Source organism: Roseovarius lutimaris, assembly GCF_900115165.1.
In the GTDB taxonomy this organism is placed as follows: Bacteria; Pseudomonadota; Alphaproteobacteria; order Rhodobacterales; family Rhodobacteraceae; genus Roseovarius; species Roseovarius lutimaris.
This window is the reverse complement of record NZ_FOVP01000017.1, coordinates 79,644-97,802: the sequence shown is the minus strand read 5'-3', so window position 1 is coordinate 97,802 and position 18,159 is coordinate 79,644. Positions and strand designations below refer to the sequence as shown.

17 protein-coding genes and 1 tRNA gene are annotated in these 18,159 nt (G+C 61.2%); 6 read left to right on the top strand and 12 right to left on the bottom strand.

Features of this window, described 5'->3' with window-relative positions; translation table 11 throughout:
- Positions 1–6 precede the first annotated feature (6 nt).
- Positions 7–621 carry a glutathione S-transferase family protein gene (locus tag BMZ91_RS15180; protein WP_092840742.1) on the bottom strand — a complete coding sequence of 205 codons (615 nt, stop codon included), beginning with the start codon at positions 619–621 and terminating at the stop codon, positions 7–9.
- 17 nt (positions 622–638) lie between these two features.
- Positions 639–1,289, bottom strand: a complete 651-nt coding sequence (locus BMZ91_RS15175; protein WP_092840813.1) for a histidine phosphatase family protein — start codon at positions 1,287–1,289, stop codon at positions 639–641.
- Between the two features lie 215 nt (positions 1,290–1,504).
- Here BMZ91_RS15175 and fdhF point away from each other — a divergent pair, with 215 nt between their 5' ends.
- Positions 1,505–4,285, top strand: a complete 2,781-nt coding sequence (gene fdhF / locus BMZ91_RS15170; protein WP_092840740.1) for a formate dehydrogenase subunit alpha — start codon at positions 1,505–1,507, stop codon at positions 4,283–4,285.
- Between the two features lie 63 nt (positions 4,286–4,348).
- Here fdhF and BMZ91_RS15165 read toward each other — a convergent pair whose 3' ends face one another.
- Complete coding sequence (locus BMZ91_RS15165; RefSeq protein ID WP_092840811.1) at positions 4,349–5,092, bottom strand: glutamine amidotransferase; 744 nt, start codon at positions 5,090–5,092, stop codon at positions 4,349–4,351.
- A gap of 225 nt (positions 5,093–5,317) precedes the next feature.
- On the opposite strand from BMZ91_RS15165, the gene BMZ91_RS15160 reads away from it, so the two are divergent.
- Both BMZ91_RS15160 and lpxK read left to right on the top strand, forming a co-directional pair.
- Positions 5,318–6,538, top strand: coding sequence for a 3-deoxy-D-manno-octulosonic acid transferase (locus tag BMZ91_RS15160; RefSeq protein ID WP_092840739.1), 1,221 nt, complete (start codon positions 5,318–5,320; stop codon positions 6,536–6,538).
- Complete coding sequence (gene lpxK / locus BMZ91_RS15155) at positions 6,535–7,551, top strand: tetraacyldisaccharide 4'-kinase (protein WP_092840737.1); 1,017 nt, start codon at positions 6,535–6,537, stop codon at positions 7,549–7,551. Before BMZ91_RS15160 ends, lpxK begins: the two co-directional genes overlap by 4 nt.
- Positions 7,552–7,571: 20 nt before the next feature.
- Here the strand turns inward: lpxK and BMZ91_RS15150 are convergent, their stop codons facing one another.
- Positions 7,572–8,237 carry a DsbA family protein gene (locus BMZ91_RS15150; protein WP_092840809.1) on the bottom strand — a complete coding sequence of 222 codons (666 nt, stop codon included), beginning with the start codon at positions 8,235–8,237 and terminating at the stop codon, positions 7,572–7,574.
- 17 nt (positions 8,238–8,254) lie between these two features.
- Positions 8,255–8,764: a DUF721 domain-containing protein gene (locus tag BMZ91_RS15145; RefSeq protein WP_092840735.1), complete on the bottom strand. Its 510-nt coding sequence runs from the start codon at positions 8,762–8,764 to the stop codon at positions 8,255–8,257.
- Between the two features lie 80 nt (positions 8,765–8,844).
- Between BMZ91_RS15145 and mutY the strand changes: the two genes are divergently transcribed.
- Together mutY and BMZ91_RS15135 are read left to right on the top strand one after the other, a co-directional pair.
- Positions 8,845–9,906, top strand: coding sequence for an A/G-specific adenine glycosylase (gene mutY, locus BMZ91_RS15140; RefSeq protein ID WP_092840734.1), 1,062 nt, complete (start codon positions 8,845–8,847; stop codon positions 9,904–9,906).
- 32 nt (positions 9,907–9,938) lie between these two features.
- Entirely contained in the window at positions 9,939–11,078 is a 1,140-nt protein-coding gene (locus tag BMZ91_RS15135; RefSeq protein WP_092840732.1) for an alkane 1-monooxygenase, read from the top strand.
- Here BMZ91_RS15135 and BMZ91_RS15130 read toward each other — a convergent pair.
- From BMZ91_RS15130 to dapF, 7 genes are all read right to left on the bottom strand, one after another.
- Entirely contained in the window at positions 11,075–11,743 is a 669-nt protein-coding gene (locus BMZ91_RS15130; protein WP_092840730.1) for a cupin domain-containing protein, read from the bottom strand. The two genes, BMZ91_RS15135 and BMZ91_RS15130, sit on opposite strands and share 4 nt — an antisense overlap.
- Positions 11,744–11,867: 124 nt before the next feature.
- Entirely contained in the window at positions 11,868–12,713 is an 846-nt protein-coding gene (locus BMZ91_RS15125) for a cytochrome c1 (RefSeq protein ID WP_177193883.1), read from the bottom strand.
- A 16-nt stretch (positions 12,714–12,729) separates the two neighbouring features.
- A complete protein-coding gene (gene petB, locus BMZ91_RS15120; RefSeq protein ID WP_092840728.1) occupies positions 12,730–14,052 on the bottom strand; it encodes a cytochrome b in 1,323 nt (440 codons plus the stop codon).
- 12 nt (positions 14,053–14,064) lie between these two features.
- Complete coding sequence (gene petA / locus BMZ91_RS15115; RefSeq protein WP_092840805.1) at positions 14,065–14,625, bottom strand: ubiquinol-cytochrome c reductase iron-sulfur subunit; 561 nt, start codon at positions 14,623–14,625, stop codon at positions 14,065–14,067.
- Positions 14,626–14,939: 314 nt separating this feature from the next.
- A complete protein-coding gene (locus tag BMZ91_RS15110; protein WP_092840726.1) occupies positions 14,940–15,542 on the bottom strand; it encodes a glutathione S-transferase in 603 nt (200 codons plus the stop codon).
- 109 nt (positions 15,543–15,651) lie between these two features.
- A complete protein-coding gene (gene mtaB / locus BMZ91_RS15105; protein ID WP_092840724.1) occupies positions 15,652–16,911 on the bottom strand; it encodes a tRNA (N(6)-L-threonylcarbamoyladenosine(37)-C(2))-methylthiotransferase MtaB in 1,260 nt (419 codons plus the stop codon).
- A complete protein-coding gene (gene dapF / locus BMZ91_RS15100) occupies positions 16,908–17,741 on the bottom strand; it encodes a diaminopimelate epimerase (RefSeq protein ID WP_092840722.1) in 834 nt (277 codons plus the stop codon). Before dapF ends, mtaB begins: the two co-directional genes overlap by 4 nt.
- A gap of 244 nt (positions 17,742–17,985) precedes the next feature.
- Here dapF and BMZ91_RS15095 point away from each other — a divergent pair.
- Positions 17,986–18,061 (top strand) — tRNA-Lys (locus BMZ91_RS15095).
- Positions 18,062–18,159: the final 98 nt, after the last annotated feature.

Here is an 18,159-nt window from a genome sequence, read left to right as displayed (position 1 = left end):
GCCCCCTCAGAGCATGCCAAGGCTGACGGCGCGCTCCACCGAAGGTCGCGCGCGCATCGCCGCCATGAAGGCCTGAATTTTCGGGAAATCGGCTAGGGTCACGCCATCCCCCTCAAGCCAGTTGCAGGCGATGAAAAGATAAGGGTCAGCCATGCAGAGTTCATCGCCCAGAATATAGGGCCCGCTCAGTACGTGATTTTCGATGAATGTGGCACTGTCGGTCATGGTCTGCACCGCTTTGGCCTTCATATCCTCGATCGAGGCTTCCTGATCGGCCCAACGGGTGCCGCGCGCCCTGTGGGCGTGGTTCACATGCATGGTCGAGGCCAGATAATACATCACCGCCCGCACCTGCGCGGCGGCGTAAGGATCAGACGGTCGCAGGTTCGCCTCAGGCGCCAGATCGGCGATGTAATCGAGCAAGGCGCCGGTTTCGGTCATGATCCCCCGGTCGGTGACCAATGCGGGCACCCGGCCCTTGGGGTTGACCTTGTGATACTCGGCCTTGGTCTGTTCGCCGTTGCGGAAATCAAGCCGGATCGGATCGTAGTCAATCCCGGCCTCGTGAAGCGTGATCGCCACGGCAATCGCGATGGTCTTTGGCGCATAGTAAAGTTTCATCCTGCGTCCTTTCAGGGTCAGATAAAGGTCCGGGCATGGGCCCGGTCCGGCGTATCAAGATGCGGGGTGGCGTTGAACGAGCCAAGCATCAGCATATCGTGAACATGTTCGAGCCGGTGCATCGAACTGTTCATGATCTGAAGCATGACCTTGGCCATCCCCGGTGTTTCAAGCCCAAGCGCGTGGCGCATCACCATCCCGATCACCCCGCCCGAGGTCACAACAAGGATACGGCCGTGCTGATCGCAAAGCTCGTCGACCACTGCGGTGATCCGACCTGCAAAATCCTCATAGGTTTCGGGCACATCGCTCAGCGCGCCGCGCACCCAATGGTCGATCACCTGCGGCAGATAGCGGGCAAATTCGGTCGCCTCGCGCGGGGCCGGAATGCCATGCTCGGCCTCAAGCGCATGGGCAAGTGCGAAATAGCTAAGCTCGTTCAGACGCGGATCGCGGGTGGTGATCTCATAGCCCATACCAAGCGCGGTTTCGGTCTGACGGCTAAGCGTCCCGGTGAGGACCTGATCGAAATGCGGATTGGTCGTGGTCAGATGCGCGCCAAGCCATTCCGCCTGGCGGTGCCCAAGGGCGGACAGCCGATCATAGCTGGCCTCGTCGGTGGCATGGCTGTTGGCCTGCCCGTGCCGCACCAGAATTAACTCTGCCAAGGTTCGCGTCCTTCTCTGCCCCACTCCGGCGCGACGTTAGCGCCGGGCGCGCCGGGGTTAAAGGTGCCCGGAGAAATATTTGCATGCGACGCGCAATGTCGCGGATACGAAACTTCTGCTCATGCAGTGGCGTAAAAATGCGGTGAGGTGTCGGGATTGGCAGACTCACTTTCTGCGCTGCATGGTCTAACATCGCCAACAGAGGAGGCGCGCGCATGTCTGACAGGATCACATTCACCCTTGATGGCAATCAGGTCGAGGCCGAGGCCGGGCTGACCATTTGGGAGGTTGCCAATGGCCGGGGTCTGGTCATTCCGCATCTCTGCCACAAACCGACCCCCGGCTATCGCCCGGATGGCAATTGCCGCGCCTGCATGGTCGAGGTTGAGGGCGAGCGCACGCTTGTCGCATCCTGCATCCGCGAGGCCCGCGATGGCATGGTCGTTACCACCAATTCCGCGCGCGCCGAGAATGCCCGCAAGATGGTCATCGAAATGCTTGTCGCCGATCAGCCCGAGCGCGCCGAGGCCCGTGACAAGTCAAGCCACCTCTGGGACATGGCCGACGCAAACGGCGTCACCCATAGCCGCTTTCCCAGGCTTGAAGAGGGCCGCATTCCGCTTCTGGATGACAGCCATGTTGCGATGCGCGTCAATCTCGATGCCTGCATTTCTTGCGGTCTTTGCGTGCGCGCCTGTCGCGAGGTTCAGGTCAACGATGTGATCGGCATGGCCGGGCGTGGCCATGATGCCTATCCGGTCTTCGACATGGCCGATCCGATGGGTGCCTCGACCTGTGTGGCTTGCGGTGAATGCGTTCAGGCCTGCCCGACCGGCGCGCTTATGCCCGCCACGGTTCTGGACGCGGCGCAGCAGGGTGACAGCGCCGATTTCGACAGCGAGACCAAAAGCATCTGCCCGTTCTGCGGCGTCGGCTGTCAGATCAGCCTCAAGGTCAAGGATGGCCGCGTCAAATATGTCGAGGGCCTGAACGGCCCCGCCAACGAGGGTCGGCTGTGCGTCAAGGGCCGCTTTGGCTTTGACTATATTCACCACCCGCACCGCCTGACCAAACCGCTGATCCGGCGCGAGGATGCGCCCGCCAAGGGGCTGAACGTCGATCCCTCGAACTGGCAGGAATATTTCCGCGAGGCGGAATGGGACGAGGCGCTTGATCTGGCGGCCGACAAACTCAAGGCGCTCAAGGATACCCATGGCGGCAAATCTGTTGCGGGCTTTGGCTCGGCCAAATGCACCAACGAAGAGGCCTATCTGTTTCAGAAATTCATCCGTCAGGGCTTTGGCCACAACAACGTCGATCACTGCACCCGGCTGTGCCATGCCTCGTCTGTTGCGGCGCTGATTGAAAACGTTGGTTCCGGCGCCGTGACCGCCACCTTCAACGAGATCGAGAATGCCGATGTGGCCATCGTGATCGGTGCCAACCCGATCGAAAACCACCCGGTCGCGGCAACCTATTTCAAACAGTTCACCAAACGCGGCGGCAAGTTGATCGTGATGGACCCGCGCGGCGTCGGCCTGCGCCGGTTTGCGACCCATATGCTGCAATTCCGCCCCGGTGCGGATGTCTCGATGCTCAACGCGATCATGCATGTGATCGTCGAAGAGGGGCTTTACGATCAGCAATACATCGACGCCTACACCGAAAACTGGGAGGCCGAAAAGGCGCATCTCGCCGATTTCTCACCCGAGGCGATGGAAGGCATCTGCGGCATTCCGGCCGAAACCCTGCGCGAGGTGGCCCGCACCTTTGCCGGTGCCAAATCGGCAATGATTTTCTGGGGCATGGGGATTTCCCAGCATATCCATGGCACCGACAATTCGCGTTGCCTGATCTCTCTGGCCTTGATGACCGGTCAGGTTGGGCGCCCGGGCACCGGGCTGCATCCTCTGCGCGGTCAGAACAACGTGCAGGGCGCGTCCGATGCCGGGCTCGTGCCGATGTTCCTGCCCGATTATCAAACAGTGACCGATGACGGCGTGCGCCGCGCGTTTACCGAGGTCTGGCAATCGGGCGACTTCAGCGCCGAAAAGGGCCTGACCGTCACCGAGATCATGGATGACGTGCATGCGGGCAATACCCGCGGCATGTATATCCTTGGCGAAAACCCGGCGATGTCCGACCCCGATGTCGAACACGCCCGCGATGCGCTTGCCAAGCTCGACCATCTGGTGGTGCAGGATATCTTCCTCACCGAAACGGCGAACTATGCCGATGTGATCCTGCCCGCCTCTGCCTTTGCCGAGAAATCCGGCACCGTGACAAACACCAACCGCCAGGTGCAAATGGGCCGCCCGGCCCTGCCGCCCCCCGGCGAGGCGCGCGAGGACTGGGCAATCACCACAGAGCTGGCAAGGCGGATCGGCCTGAACTGGACTTACGACAGCCCCGCCGATGTCTTCGCCGAGATGAAGCAGAATATGCGCTCGCTCGACAACATCACATGGGAACGGCTGGAACGTGAAAACGCGGTGACCTACCCCTGTCATGGCCCGGATGAACCGGGCGAGGCAGTGGTGTTTGGCGACGGTTTCCCGCGCCCCGAGGGCCGCGCGCGCTTTACCCCGGCCAGCGTGATCGCCCCCGACGATGTGCCGGACGCAGAGTATCCGATGATCCTGACCACAGGGCGACAGCTTGAACACTGGCACACCGGCTCGATGACCCGCCGCTCGTCGGTGCTTGATGCGGTCGAGCCCGAGGCGAACTGCTCGATGCACCCCTCGACCCTGCGCCAACTCGGGGTCGAGCCGGGCGGCATGGTACAACTGACCACCAAACGCGGCACGATCCGGATCATGGCGCGTGCCGACCGCGCGGTCTCTCCTGACATGGTGTTCCTGCCCTTCGCCTATGTCGAAGCGGCGGCCAATATCCTGACCAACTCGGCGGTCGATCCCTACGGTAAAATCCCCGAGTTCAAATTCTCCGCCGTCAAGGTCGAAGCCGCGGCATCACAGGTCGCCGCCGAATAAAAGACGGGGGCGGCCCAGACACCGCCCCCTGCTTCTTCTTGGTAAAAATACTCAAATTCCGCCCTATTCCCCATAGCGCCGGACGAAGTTGCGCAAAATCTTCTCCGGCGCATGCACATCTGCCGCGCGACACATCGCGATCAGGTCCTGCGCGGCTTCGGGCGGGAAGTACCCCTTGTGGCGATAGATGTTGATCCGGGTTTCAAAGCCCGCGCCATCGGCCTCGGGGTGAAACTGCGTGGCATAGACATGCGCACCATAGCGGATCATCTGATAGGGGCAGCTCGGCGCGCTGATAAGGTGAGTGCATCCCGGCGGCAGGTCTTGCAAGGCTTCTTTGTGCCCGACAAAGGCCTGAAACGCAGGCGGCAGCCCGTCCAGAAGCGGGTCGTCGCGTCCCGCCTCGGTCAGCGCGCAGTCGGCGGTGCCGACCGGCTCGCCGTAGGCCACCTTGCTGACATCGCCCTGCAAATGCTTGCCGAGAATACCGATACCATAGCAGCAGCCAAGATAGGGGAAATCCTCTGCGGTAATCTGCGGCATGAGCGACATTACCTGCGCCTCGATCCGCGCCTCGACCGGGGATTTATCCTCGGGCGCGTCACTGACACAGCCCGGACCACCGCCGACGATCACCCCGGCATAATCCGCAAGACAGAGGTCCTGCGGTAGCGCCTCCTGATCAAGGCGGATGCGACGCGTGCGCGCGTCCGCAAGCCCGCCTTTGCGCAGGATCGCGGCGAATTCGTCATCGGCGGCCTCGGCTTCGGGGCGCAGTTGCAGGATCAGGAACGGTTTTCTGGACATGAGAACGGCCTTTGCGAAGATGCCCACGTGCTTGCCCCGCCACCGCCGTCGCGTCAACCCGGCAGCACGCGCCAGAATGGCCGGTACTGTCGCTTGACCCGACAGCACAAAGGAATACCCTGCGCGCACCCGCAGCATTCCCAAGGACGTCCCATGATCCAACGCCTGCATCTGGTCTTTGACGGCGCATTGACCGTGCCAGCCGAAAATCCAGGCTGATCCGACATGAGCCGCTCGCTCAGCCTGGCGGCCTATCTCGCCTATGCCAGCCGCACCGGCAAGCGCGGCGTTGTGCCCAACATTCCCCGCCCCGAGGGGCCGGTGATCTGGGCGCATGCGGTGGATACGGCGCGCGCCGACACCCTTGTGCATCTGGCGGAACGTCTGGCGCAACAGCGCCCTGACGCACATATGCTTCTGACCACCTCCGGGCCCATCCCCGAACGGCTCAAGGCCAGAGGGCCAGTCATCTGGCAATCCCTGCCGGATGATTCAATCCCCGCAGCCGAGGTCTTCCTTGGCCATTGGAAACCAGATATCGTCCTTTGGACCGGGGGCGACCTCAAGCCTGCCCTGCTGATCAGCGCGGACAAGGCCGATATCCCGCGTTACCTCGTGGATGCCGATGAGCCGCTTTTGGAGCGTCCCGCCTGGCGCTGGTTCCCGGATATGCCGCGCGCCATTCTGAGTGGGTTTGACACCATCCTGGCCCGCTCCGAGGCTGCCGCGCGCGTCTTGCGCCGATACGGCGCACCCGAACGCATCGTCAGCGTGACCGGCCCCTTTCAGGAAGGCACCATGGCGCTGGACTATGTCCATGCAGAGCGTGAAGAGCTTGCCGGCCTGTTGCGCGGGCGACCGATCTGGCTTGCGGCGATGATTCAGCTGTCCGAGTTGGATACCCTTCTGAGCGCCCACCGCGACACCAGCCGCCTTGCCCATCGCAGCCTGATGATCATCGTCCCTGACAAACTTGACGACAGCGCTGCGATCCGCGCGACGCTTGACGCGCAGGGCTGGCGCTATGCGGTCTGGTCCGAAGGCGAACTGCCGACCGAAACGACGCAGGTCATCCTGGCCGATACCCGCGGCGAGATGGGGCTTTGGTATCGCTTGTCACCGATCACCTTCATGGGCTCCTCGCTGGTTTCGCGGCAATATGGCCGCGACCCCAATGAACCGGCGGCGCATGGATCTGCCATTCTTTACGGCCCGAATGTCGGGCGTTACCTGAACCGCTATTCGCGCTATGCCGAGGCCGGCGCGGCCCGCATCGTGCGCGATACCGATACTCTGGCGGCGGCGGTACAGCGGCTGATTGCCCCCGATCAGGCGGCAGCCATGGCGCATGCGGCCTGGGATGTGGCATCAAAGGGCGCCGCGGTGACGGATAGCATTCTCGATCTGTTGCTTGACCGGCTGGATCTGTTGGAGTCGGAACGATGAAAACTCCGGCATTCTGGTTCAGGCCGCGCCTGCGGCCCGGCCTCAAGGCGCGCCTCTTGACACCGCTCGGCGCGCTTTATGCGCGCGGCACCCGGCAAAGACTGGTGCAGGGCGAGGGCTGGCGTGCGCCGGTGCCGGTGATCTGTGTTGGCAATATCAATGCCGGCGGCACCGGCAAAACCCCGACCGTGCTTGCGGTGGTCTCGCACCTTCAGGCGATGGAAAGGGAACCGGTGATCCTGTCGCGTGGCCATGGTGGCGCCCTGACCGGCCCGGTCGAGGTAGACCCGCGCCGCCATACCGCCGCCAATGTTGGCGATGAGCCGCTTTTGGCGGCGGCCTTTGGCCCGGCTTGGGTATCGCGCGACCGCGCGGCGGGGGCGCGCGCGCTTCTCGCCGCTGCACAAGAGGAGGAAAGCGACGAGGTCGATTGCATCGTGATGGATGACGGGTTTCAGAACCCCGACCTGATCAAGGATATTTCGATAATCGTGGTGGATGCGGTCAAGGGCTTTGGCAATGGCCGCTGTATCCCCGCCGGGCCGCTGCGCGAACCGGTCAGTGCGGGCATGGCGCGCGCCGATCTGTTGCTCTCGATCGGCCCGCCGCGCGCGCAGGATCGCTTTGTCAAAGACTGGGGCCACGAGATCACCATACCCCACCTCAAGGGACAGCTTGAGCCGCTCAAGACCGGGATGGAGTGGCAGGGCGCCAAATTGCTGGCCTTTGCGGGCATCGGGCATCCGGGCAAGTTCTTTGCCACCCTGCGCAGCCTTGGCGCAACGCTGGCGCGCTGTGAGGCGCTTGAGGATCATCAGCCTCTAACGCCCGCCTTGATGACACGGCTTGAGCATGAGGCCAGCGTTCTGGGCGCGCAGCTTGTGACCACCGAAAAAGACGCGGTGCGCTTGCCGCCCGATTTCCGGCGCAAGGTGCTTACCCTGCCGGTGCGCCTGGAAGTCGAGGATTGGGGGCCGTTTGACGCGGCCCTTGCGCGTGTCGGGCTAAGCTGACCCGACACGCAGAGGGCCAGTTACTCGGCCAACTTTTCGTCGATGATCGCCTTGAGATCGGCGTAGTTCATATTGTTGTATTTCTTGCCGTTGATGACCAGCGTCGGGGTCGAATTCACGTCATCGGCCTCGGCGTTCTTCTGATACCACGCCACCAGCGCCTTGGCTTTTTCGCTATCGTTCAGACAGGCCTCAACCTGATCGGGCGCGATCCCGGCAACCTTGCCGATGCGGCGCAGGTTATCGGCGATTTTCACGGGCTCACCATCGGTCCACTCGCGCTGTTGGTTGTAGATCATGTCGGAAATGCCAAAGAATTTCTCGGGTCCGGCACAGCGCGCCACCATCGAGGCCCAAAGACCAAAGCGGTCAAAATAGACGTCGCGGTAAATGAAAGTCACCTTGTCGGTATCGAGATATTCCGCCTTCAACTCCTTGAACGGACCCTTGTGAAAGTTCGCGCAATGCGGACAGGTAAAGGACGCATATTCGACAATCGTCACCTTGGAGCTTTCCGCGCCAAGCGTCATTTCGACGATCCCCGAGGTATCGACATCCGCCGCCTCTTGCGCCGAAACCGCGCCAAGCGGCAGCTCCGCATTGGGTGTGCTTCCGGTGCTGCCCCAAAAGGCCGCGCCCGTGGCGACGGCAAGGCCAACAGCCCCGATTGCAATCAGTTTATTCATCATCTCACCTTTGCAGTTCAGCGTTTCGATTTCGATATAACGTTTCGCCCGAGAGATTCCAGCGCAAGGCGCAACCCTTCGTCGCCCACCGGCGCGGTAAGCTCTGCGGCAACCGCTTGCGTTTCGGGCGCATGGGCGGGGCCGGATTTCGCCTTGGGGCGATGGGTAAAGTCCACCTGCCCCTCGGCAAAGCCGGTCGGCGCGGTCTGGGTGATGCGCAGCCGTGAAATGGCATTATACCCATAGACCGCATTCACCTTTTCGCGCAGCTTTTCCTTTTGCATCTCAAGCATCGGCGCCTGCGCGCCCGTCGTCAGCACGCAAAGCGTCGCGCCCATCCCCTGACGGCCATAGGAAATCTCGACCGGGCGGGCGATGGCGGCGATATCTTCGCCGACGATCTCAGCCCAATGGGTCAGAAGCCGCGATTGCGCAAAGCCACGCGTCTCCGAGGCACGGCGAATGCTGTGCTGAAGAAGCGACGAGGTGCGTTTGAACCCCGAAGATTTCGCCTTGCGGCTGGCCATGGCTGGACTCCTGTTCAGACGTCCTATTTTAGGGCATGTAGCGGGGCATGCCACCCCCTAACCTTTCGCGAGGATAAAGAATGCGTGACACCGCCGATTCGCAGGACTTGCTGCACTGGTATGATGCCAATGCGCGCGATTTGCCGTGGCGCGTTTCCCCGCGTGCGCGCGCAGGCGGCGTGGCGCCCGATCCCTATCGCATCTGGCTTTCCGAGGTGATGCTTCAGCAAACCACCGTTGCAGCGGTGCGGACCTATTTCGAGCGGTTCACCGCGCTCTGGCCCACGGTCGCCGATCTGGCCGCCGCCGAAGATGCGCATGTCATGGGTGAATGGGCCGGGCTTGGCTATTATGCACGCGCCCGCAACCTGTTGAAATGCGCCCGCGCCGTTGTGACCAATCATGGCGGGGTCTTTCCCGACACGCCCGAGGGCCTGCTTGGCCTGCCCGGTATCGGGCCCTATACGGCGGCGGCGATTTCGGCGATTGCCTATGATCGCCCCGAGGTGGTTGTCGATGGCAATGTCGAAAGGGTGATGGCGCGGCTGCATGACATTCACACGCCCTTGCCGACCGCCAAACCGGAACTGACCCGCGCCGCCGCACGCCTTACGCCAGAGGCGCGCGCCGGCGATTACGCGCAGGCGGTGATGGATCTTGGCGCGACGATCTGTACGCCCAAATCCCCCGCCTGCGGGATTTGCCCATGGGTTAACGCCTGCGCCGCGCGCGCGGCAGGCACCCAGGCCGAGTTGCCCAAAAAACTGGTCAAAAAGGCAAAGCCTACCCGCCTTGGCATCGCCTATGTCGCACGGCGCCATGATGGCGCGCTTTTGTTGGAGCGGCGCCCCGACAAGGGGCTTTTGGGTGGCATGCTTGGCTGGCCCGGAAGCGATTGGAATGACGCCCCCACCCCCGCGCCGCCGCTTGAGGCCGCCTGGCAGATGCTTGACGAAGAGGCCCGCCACACCTTCACCCATTTCCATCTGCGCCTGCGAATCGCGGTTGCGCACGTCAAAGCGGATGCCGCGCCCGTTTCGGGGGATTTCATGCCCAAACATGCGTTTCGACGCAGCGACCTTCCGACCGTGATGCGAAAGGTATTTGACCTCGCGCAAGGCACACTGACAGATAGGGCGTAACCTATGCGCAATTTCCCCTGTCGGAGCCTGTCATGATCCCCGCCACCCAAGTTTCCAAGGTCCAGCGTGCCCTGCCCTTTGCGATGTCGCTTTTACTGGTGCCAGTTGCGATGATCGGCGCGCTTAATGGCAGCTGGACCGTGATCCTGCTGCCGCTGGTCACATGGTATTTCTTTTCCATTCTTGATGCGTTTCTTGGGCTTTACCTTGAAAACGCCGACCTTGAGACCGGCGAGGATCAGCTCAGTTGGTACAAGGCTATCACCCTGATCTGGGCGCCGATAGAGTTTGTGCTTTTGTATTGGATGATCTGGTATGTGACCGGACCGGGAGATGCGCATCTCTCGGCACTGGAAACGATTGTGCTGTTCTTTGGTGTCGGGGTGATCACCGGCACCGTAGGCATCACCTACAGCCACGAATTGATGCATCAGAAGGACAGGGGCGAGCGGTTCATGGGTGACGCCCTATTGGCGATGGTGCTTTATTCGCATTTCCGATCCGAGCATCTCTTGGTGCATCACCGTTATGTCGGCACACCACGCGATCCGGTGACGGCGCGCTATAACGAGGGGTTTCACCGCTTTTTCCCGCGCGTTCTTTGGGCAAGTTTCATCTCGGCGTTCAAGGCAGAGAAGGCGATGCTGGCGCGGCGTGGCAAACCCTGGCACGACCTTAAGAACCCGTTTTTCAAATACTGGGCCTTGCAGGGGTTCATGCTGCTTCTGGCGGTGCTTATCGGCGGTTGGGTCGGGCTTGGGCTTTTTGTCTGGCAGGCCTTTGTCGCGGTCTGGCAGCTTGAGCTGGTCAATTACGTCGAGCATTACGGCCTGACCCGCAAACACCTTGGGAACGGCAAATACGAACATGTCAAACCCCAGCACAGCTGGAACGCGGCGCATAAGGCATCAAACTGGTTGCTGATCAATCTGCAACGCCACTCGGATCACCATTACAAACCCGACCGCCGCTTTCCGCTATTGCAGAATTACACCGAGGCAGAGGCGCCGCAATTGCCCTATGGCTATCCGGTGATGACGATGGCGGCGATGGTGCCGCCCCTCTGGCGCCGGGTGATGAACCCGCGCGTCCGTCGTTGGCGCCAGATGTATTACCCCGAAATCACCGATTGGCGCCCCTATAACAAGGCGCGCAATCCGCTGCCGCGCTAGGCGGCGGACTGCTCCGGCAGGTGCCCGGTTTTCATGTAGACAAGACAGCCCTCGTCGGAAAACGGGGTGTGGCCAGAGCCATCCGGGCTGCGCAACCATGTGCCCGCCGGATATGTGCCGTGCTCATCGCCAAGGGTGCCTTCGAGAACATAGATTTCCTCGCCGTTCTTGTGGGTATGCGCAGGCGCGCGCGCACCGGGGGCAAAGCGGACAAGGCGCACCTCTTCATTCACCGCGCTGTGCAACGGCAGGACCGTGACGCCGTTACCATCTCCCGGCCCAAAATCGGCGGTCGTGGTGTCGATGTGAAACTGAACGCTGTCGGAGGGGTCGAACTGATGCAGCTTCACAAGGATCGTACAGCCCTCTTTGGTATGCGGCTTATGGCGTGTGCCGATCGGATTGCGTACATAGGTGCCCGCCGGGTAATCGCCGGTTTCATCGGAAAACACACCCTCAAGCACGAAAAACTCTTCGCCGCCGCCATGGGTATGGGCCTCGAAATACGACTCCGGGGCAAAGCGTACAATGGTGGTGGCGCGGGCCACCTCGTCACCAATCCGGTCAAGCATCATCCGCTCGACCCCCGCCGCAGGGGATTCGGCCCAGTCATAGTCATCTGGGCGAATCACCACCCGTTGTGAAAAATCGGCATTGATGCGCATGTCATGTCCTCTGCGTTACGACCGTAACCTTGTAGGGCAATCTAGGAAAATCAAGCCCGACAATTGAAAAAGCCCCGCAGGCGAAACCTGCGGGGCTTTAATTTTCTATCAAGCCAATTCGTAATCAGTGGGTTTTCTTGCCCTTGATCGGGGCCCAGATCCGCTTGTTGGTGAGATAGAGCAGCACCGACAGCAGTGTCAGGAAGATAACCCCAACCAGACCAGCATGCTGGCGCGCCATCATCTTGGGCTCGGCGGTCCACATCAGGAAGGCCGCGACATCTTTTGCCTCTTGCTCAAGCGTCGCTTCGGTGCCGTCGTCGAATTCAACGTCATCGCCCCAAAGCGGCTGACCCATGGCGATCCAGCTACCGGGTACGGTGTGGCCGCCATGATCATCCTTGCAGGAGTCAGGGAAGCCACCGGCGGCGAAGGTCGCGTTATAGCTCCCGGGGAAATCCTCGGGCGCGCATTCGGGCGCTTCGTGATAGCCGGTCATCAGGGAATAGATGTATTCCGGTCCGCCCATTCCGTTGAACAACTGGCTCAGACCAGAGCCGTAGGGGCCATGAAAGCCCGCACGTTTCTTCGCCATGAGCGACAGATCCGGCGCGGTTTCAAGCGCCGAGCCGGGGAAGTGATCGACCGGTGTCGCCGGGCGGGTATCGTCCAGCTCCGGATCGAACACTTCGAATTGCTCGGCATAGGCGCGCACCTGATCAGCGGGAAGATGCGGGCCGCCCTCATCGCCAAGCGTGCGCAGCGGGACATATTGCATCCCGTGGCAGGCTGAGCAGACCTGAGTATAGATCTTGAGGCCTCGCTGAAGCTGGTTCTGGTCGAATTTGCCAAACGGCCCCTCGAAAGAGAACGCGATATCCTCGACATGCGCTTCGGCACCTGCGGCCCATGCGCCACCGGCGGAAAGGGTCAGGGCAGCAAGGGCTGCAATGCCTGTTTTCTTGAACATTGTCCTGTGTCCTTTCTTATTCAGCGGGCGTTTCAGCTTTGCCATAATGCGCATCGAAGTCTTCTTCGATGGTGGCAGGCTGAGCCGCGGGTTTCTCGATCACGCCCAAAAGCGGCAGGATCACAAGGAAGTAGGCGAACCAATAGGCCGACGCGATCAGCGAGATCGTCGAATAGGGCGGTTCTGCCGGCATCGCGCCGACCCACATCAGGACGACGAAATCAATCGCCAACAGCCAGAACCACCACTTGAACATCGGACGATAACGGCCCGAGCGGACCGAAGATGTATCAAGCCAAGGCGCCAAGGCCATCACGGCAATCGCCCCGAACATAGCCAGAACCCCGAAGAACTTGGCATCAACGATACCGCCGGTGATCCAGCTGGCGAACATCACCACCCAGACATCCGAGGTAAAGGCGCGCAGGATCGCGTAGAACGGCAGGAAGTACCATTCCGGGACGATATGCGCAGGCGTCGAAAGCGCATTTGCTTCGATATAGTTATCAGGGTGGCCAAGATAGTTGGGCATAAATCCGACAACAGCGAAGAACACCACCAGGATCACCGCCATGGCGAACAGATCCTTGATCACGAAATAGGGCCAGAACGATACGGTATCCTTATCCGCTTCTGCCTTGGACGTGCGGCGCACGTCGATACCGGTCGGGTTGTTGTTGCCCGTGGTGTGGAACGCCCAGATATGCAGCGCCACCAGCGCGGCAATCACGAAGGGCAGCAGATAGTGCAGTGAGAAAAAGCGGTTCAGCGTGGCGTTGCCAACTGCGGGCCCGCCCAAAAGCCAGGTCTGGATCGATTCGCCAATGAACGGGATCGCGCCAAACAGGCCGGTGATCACCGTGGCCCCCCAGAACGACATCTGGCCCCAGGGCAGAACATAGCCCATGAACGCGGTGCCCATCATCGCCAGATAGATCAACATGCCGATGATCCACGTGATTTCACGCGGGGCCTTGTAGGACCCGTAATAAAGACCGCGGAAGATATGCAGGTAAACGGCCACAAAGAACAGCGAGGCGCCATTCATATGCAGATAGCGGATGAAATGCCCGCCATTCACGTTGCGCATGATATGCTCGATCGACGCAAAGGCCATATCGACATGCGGTGTGTAATGCATCGCCAGAACAATGCCTGTCGCGATTTGCAGCACCAGGCAGAAGGTCAGGACGATACCCCAGATCCACATCCAGTTCAGGTTCTTGGGGGTGGGGATCATGATGGTGTCATAAAGCAGCCCGACGATGGGAAGGCGCGAATGCAGCCATTTCTCAGCGTTCGTCTTGGGCTCGTAATGATCGTGCGGAATGCCGGACATAATTGTGTTTCCTTATCCCAGTTTGATCGTTGTTTCGTCAGCGAATTCGGCAACTGGAATCCAAAGATTCTCTGGCGCCGGGCCTTTGCGGATACGCCCGGCCCTATCATAGTGCGACCCATGACAAGGGCAGAACCAGCCGCCGAAATCACCGGCACCATCCCCGATCGGAACACAGCCAAGATGGGTGCAGACACCAATCATGACCAGCCATTCACCGGCCTCGTCCAATGTGCGGTTCTGATCCGAGGCATCCAGCGACATATCGTTGCGATTCTGCGCGTTCTTGTCGATCAGATCGTCAAGCGGAACCGAACGGGCCGCTTCGATTTCTTCCGCAGTGCGGCGGCGGATGAACACCGGCTTGCCCAGCCATTTCACCGTGATCTGCGTGCCCGGCTCAACGCCGTCCACATCGACGCGAATAGAGGCAAGCGCCTGCACATCGGCCGAAGGGTTCATCTGATTGACCAACGGCCAGATGGCCGCACCGGCGGTAATGGCACCGGCGCCTGCGGTGGCGTAGTAGAGGAAATCCCTACGGGTGCCTTCGTGATCGTCTGCGTGGGACACGAGGTTTACTCCATTTATCAGCGCCGTTACCGGCCGCATACGGGTTTCAGGCCGCAGGATTCCCGCAACCAGTCTTGGCCGGTATTTAGCGGGGCTTTCAAGGGCAGTCCAGTGCGCAATGCCGCTGATTTGATCAAGGCGCGCAAGTGTCGCGCTTGTGATGCACCCAAACCGGGCATATATGGGCAAATCTTGGGTTGTCGCCCCCAAAGATCGCAGACCTTGTCGAGCGACCCCAAATTTGCCGTCGTAGAGCGCAAACCTCGCCTCCATCCCGCCAGTCAAAGCGCCGAGACCCCGACCAGTGGCCTTGGCTACTCCGGTGCCGTTTGTGCCATGCTTTCGCGCTCCGAGACTGCGGCATACCAATCGGCAAGCGCCTCATTGCCAACGCGCCAACCGCGCGCATCGTGGCGAAAATCAAGATATCCAAGCGCACAGCCCATGGCGATATGGCTCATGTCTAGAGGCCCCGCCAGATGGCTCATCCAGCGCGCATTCACCGCCGCCAGAGCCCGCGACGCCTTTTGCCACTGCGCGTCGACCCAGGGCGCATATTGCACCTCTTCGGGGCGAAACCGCGCCTCATAGGTCATCGACAGGGCGGCCTCCATGATCCCTTCGGCGGTCGCCTCAAGCGTCAGCACATCCCATAGCCGCGCCTGCGGGTACATCCTGCCCCCTGCGCGATGATCCAGATAGCGGGTGATCACCCGGCTGTCATAAAGCGTCGGCCCATCGGCGCGCACCAGAGCCGGGATTTTGCCCAACGGATTGGCCGCCGCCGCGTCCGGATGGGTGTCGAGTGGCGTGGTGGCAACATCGACCATTTCGACATCGCCCAATTGTCCGGTCTCATGCAGCAAAACGCGCACCTTGCGCGCGAAAGGCGACAGCGGCGAAAAGATCAGTTTCATGAAAGCATCCCCTGATGAACTATTTTCGCGACGTTAGGCCCGGCCCAAGCGCCTGTCCAGAGGTCAGCCCCGCATCGCCCTTGCTTTCATCTTTCCACAAATACTCATGTCACGCGGCCGTCAACTGCGTGCCGCGCATGCCTGTCACCTGCGCCGATACGATTCGGCCCTCGGGGTGATCGCTGTCAAAGCTGACTTCGGTAAACTGCTCGGTCCGCCCCATCCGGGGGCTTTCCATCAATACCGCATGGGTGCGGCCCTGCTGGTCCTGCAAATGGCGGGCGACCTGCGCCGCGCCCGCCGCGCGCAGACGCGCCGCGCGGGCCTTGATCGCACGCCCGTCAACCTGTGGCATGCGCGCCGCCGGCGTGCCTTGGCGGGGTGAATAGGGAAAGACATGCAGCCATGTCAGATCACAGTCCGTCACCAGCCTGAGCGCATTTTCAAAATGCGCTTCGGTCTCGGTCGGAAAGCCCGCGATGATATCGGCGCCAAAGGTCATCTCAGGGCGCAACTTGCGCGCCTCTTCGGTAAAGCGAATCGCATCATCGCGCAGGTGGCGCCGCTTCATCCGCTTGAGGATAAGGTCATCGCCATGTTGCAGGCTCAGGTGCAAATGCGGCATCAGGCGCGGCTCGGTCGCGATCGCCTGCATCAGGTTCTCATCCACCTCGATCGAATCGATACTGCTGATCCGCAACCGCGCCAGATCCGGCACCAGTTTCAGGATCCGCATCACCAGATCGCCAAGCCTGGGCATCGCCGGAAGGTCGGCGCCCCAGCTTGTCAAATCCACCCCGGTCAGCACCACCTCGTTATAACCCGCGCCGACAAGCCGCTTGATCTGATCCACCACCACGCCCGCAGGCACAGACCGCGAATTGCCGCGTCCAAACGGGATGATGCAAAAGGTACAGCGGTGATCACAGCCGTTTTGCACCTGAACATAGGCGCGACTGCGGCTGCCGAAGCCATCAATCAGATGGCCTGCGGTCTCCGTCACCGACATGATGTCATCGACCAGAACGCGCTCTGTCTCGCCGATGAAATCGGCGGCAAGCCGACCCCAGGTATCGGGCTGCATTTTCTCGGTATTGCCGATGACCGCGTCCACCTCGGGCATGGTGGCAAAGGTCTCCGGCTCGGTCTGGGCGGCGCATCCGGTCACAATCAGGCGCGCGTCGGGGTTCTCGCGGCGCAGGCGGCGGATTTCCTGACGCGCCTTGCGCACCGCCTCGGAGGTCACGGCGCAGGTGTTGATCACCACCGCATTGCCAAGCCCCGCCTGCCCGGCCAGGTCTTTCATCGCTTCGGTCTCATAGGCGTTGAGCCGACAGCCGAGCGTGGTGAATTTCGGGGCCTCGGTCATGCGAAACCCGCCAAGAATTCGGGCGTCAGAACACCGCTCGCAACATGACAGGTTGCCCCGGTCATCCAGACGCCATCGTCGCGCCAGTCGACCTCAAGCGTGCCACCGTCCAGATCAATCCGCACCTGCCGCCCCGTAAGCCCCCGGCGCGCAGCCGCCACCGCCGTCGCACAAGACGACGAGCCGGACGCCAGGGTGACACCCACGCCCCGCTCCCATACCCGCATGCGCAGGTGGTTGTCGCCCACAAGGCTGGCGACCTGCACGTTGGTGCGTTCAGGATAAAGCGGGTGATGCTCATAGCGCGGCCCGAATTGTTCAAGCGGCACAGCCTCGGCATTTTCGACAAAGAAGGTACAATGCGGATTGCCCATGCCGGTGGCACTCGGCCCGCCCTCGATCGGCAGTTCCAGTGTGTCCATCTCTTCGGCCAGCGGAATATCGCGCCACTCAAGCTGTGGCTGGCCCATATTGACCGAGGTCAGGCCCTCGCCCGCATCCACCGCGTAAAGATCGCCGCGCGCCGTGCTCAGATGCAGGCGCGCCTTCCCCGATTCGTCCATCAAATAGCGCGCGACACAGCGCGTGGCGTTGCCACAGGCCGCCGAGGTCGAGCCATCGGAATTGTAAAACGTCAGATGCGCATCGCCAGTACCCGCCTCGATCACCGCAAGCTGATCAAACCCGATTCCCTTGTGCCGGTCCGCAATCCCCATGATCAGCCCCGGCGACAGCGCAACGCCCTGCGCACGCGCATCCAGCACGACAAAGTCGTTTCCCAGCCCGTGCATTTTCATAAAGGGCAATCCGGTATCGCGATAATCGGTCATTTGCGGGCATATAAACCCAGCCGCCAGACGAATCCAGCATATCCAGCGAATAACTTGCACTTTCGGGGTTGACCCTCTGCACCGCTCTTTCTAGATACCGCTCCACATGTTGCCGCGCAGCGGGTTGGGCGACCGACCAGGTTTTCGGCGATGTGCAGTACAGTCCCAGCTATTTGCGCTTATTGCGCTTTTAGGGTTAAGACTGCGACGATGGACGGATTTAGACCCGCCCAACATATGGTGAGAGCCGGTAGCTCAGCTGGTAGAGCAACTGACTTTTAATCAGTAGGTCCAGGGTTCGAACCCCTGCCGGCTCACCACTTTATCTAAAACATCAATCACTTACGCGACTTGGCTTTTGCGCCACTTCGCCCGTAGGTTATGCCGAAAGCAATACGCAAGCCGCTGAAGGAGAGAA

Coding starts and splice junctions, on each gene's coding strand:
- petB (WP_092840728.1), bottom strand. CDS start 14,052: ATGTCCGGCATTCCGCACGATCATTACGAGCCCAAGACGAACGCTGAG.
- lpxK (WP_092840737.1), top strand. CDS start 6,535: ATGAAAACTCCGGCATTCTGGTTCAGGCCGCGCCTGCGGCCCGGCCTC.
- mtaB (WP_092840724.1), bottom strand. CDS start 16,911: ATGACCGAGGCCCCGAAATTCACCACGCTCGGCTGTCGGCTCAACGCC.
- mutY (WP_092840734.1), top strand. CDS start 8,845: ATGCGTGACACCGCCGATTCGCAGGACTTGCTGCACTGGTATGATGCC.
- BMZ91_RS15180 (WP_092840742.1), bottom strand. CDS start 621: ATGAAACTTTACTATGCGCCAAAGACCATCGCGATTGCCGTGGCGATC.
- BMZ91_RS15150 (WP_092840809.1), bottom strand. CDS start 8,237: ATGAATAAACTGATTGCAATCGGGGCTGTTGGCCTTGCCGTCGCCACG.
- BMZ91_RS15125 (WP_177193883.1), bottom strand. CDS start 12,713: ATGTTCAAGAAAACAGGCATTGCAGCCCTTGCTGCCCTGACCCTTTCC.
- dapF (WP_092840722.1), bottom strand. CDS start 17,741: ATGACCGATTATCGCGATACCGGATTGCCCTTTATGAAAATGCACGGG.
- fdhF (WP_092840740.1), top strand. CDS start 1,505: ATGTCTGACAGGATCACATTCACCCTTGATGGCAATCAGGTCGAGGCC.
- BMZ91_RS15135 (WP_092840732.1), top strand. CDS start 9,939: ATGATCCCCGCCACCCAAGTTTCCAAGGTCCAGCGTGCCCTGCCCTTT.
- BMZ91_RS15165 (WP_092840811.1), bottom strand. CDS start 5,092: ATGTCCAGAAAACCGTTCCTGATCCTGCAACTGCGCCCCGAAGCCGAG.
- BMZ91_RS15145 (WP_092840735.1), bottom strand. CDS start 8,764: ATGGCCAGCCGCAAGGCGAAATCTTCGGGGTTCAAACGCACCTCGTCG.
- BMZ91_RS15110 (WP_092840726.1), bottom strand. CDS start 15,542: ATGAAACTGATCTTTTCGCCGCTGTCGCCTTTCGCGCGCAAGGTGCGC.
- BMZ91_RS15130 (WP_092840730.1), bottom strand. CDS start 11,743: ATGCGCATCAATGCCGATTTTTCACAACGGGTGGTGATTCGCCCAGAT.
- BMZ91_RS15160 (WP_092840739.1), top strand. CDS start 5,318: ATGAGCCGCTCGCTCAGCCTGGCGGCCTATCTCGCCTATGCCAGCCGC.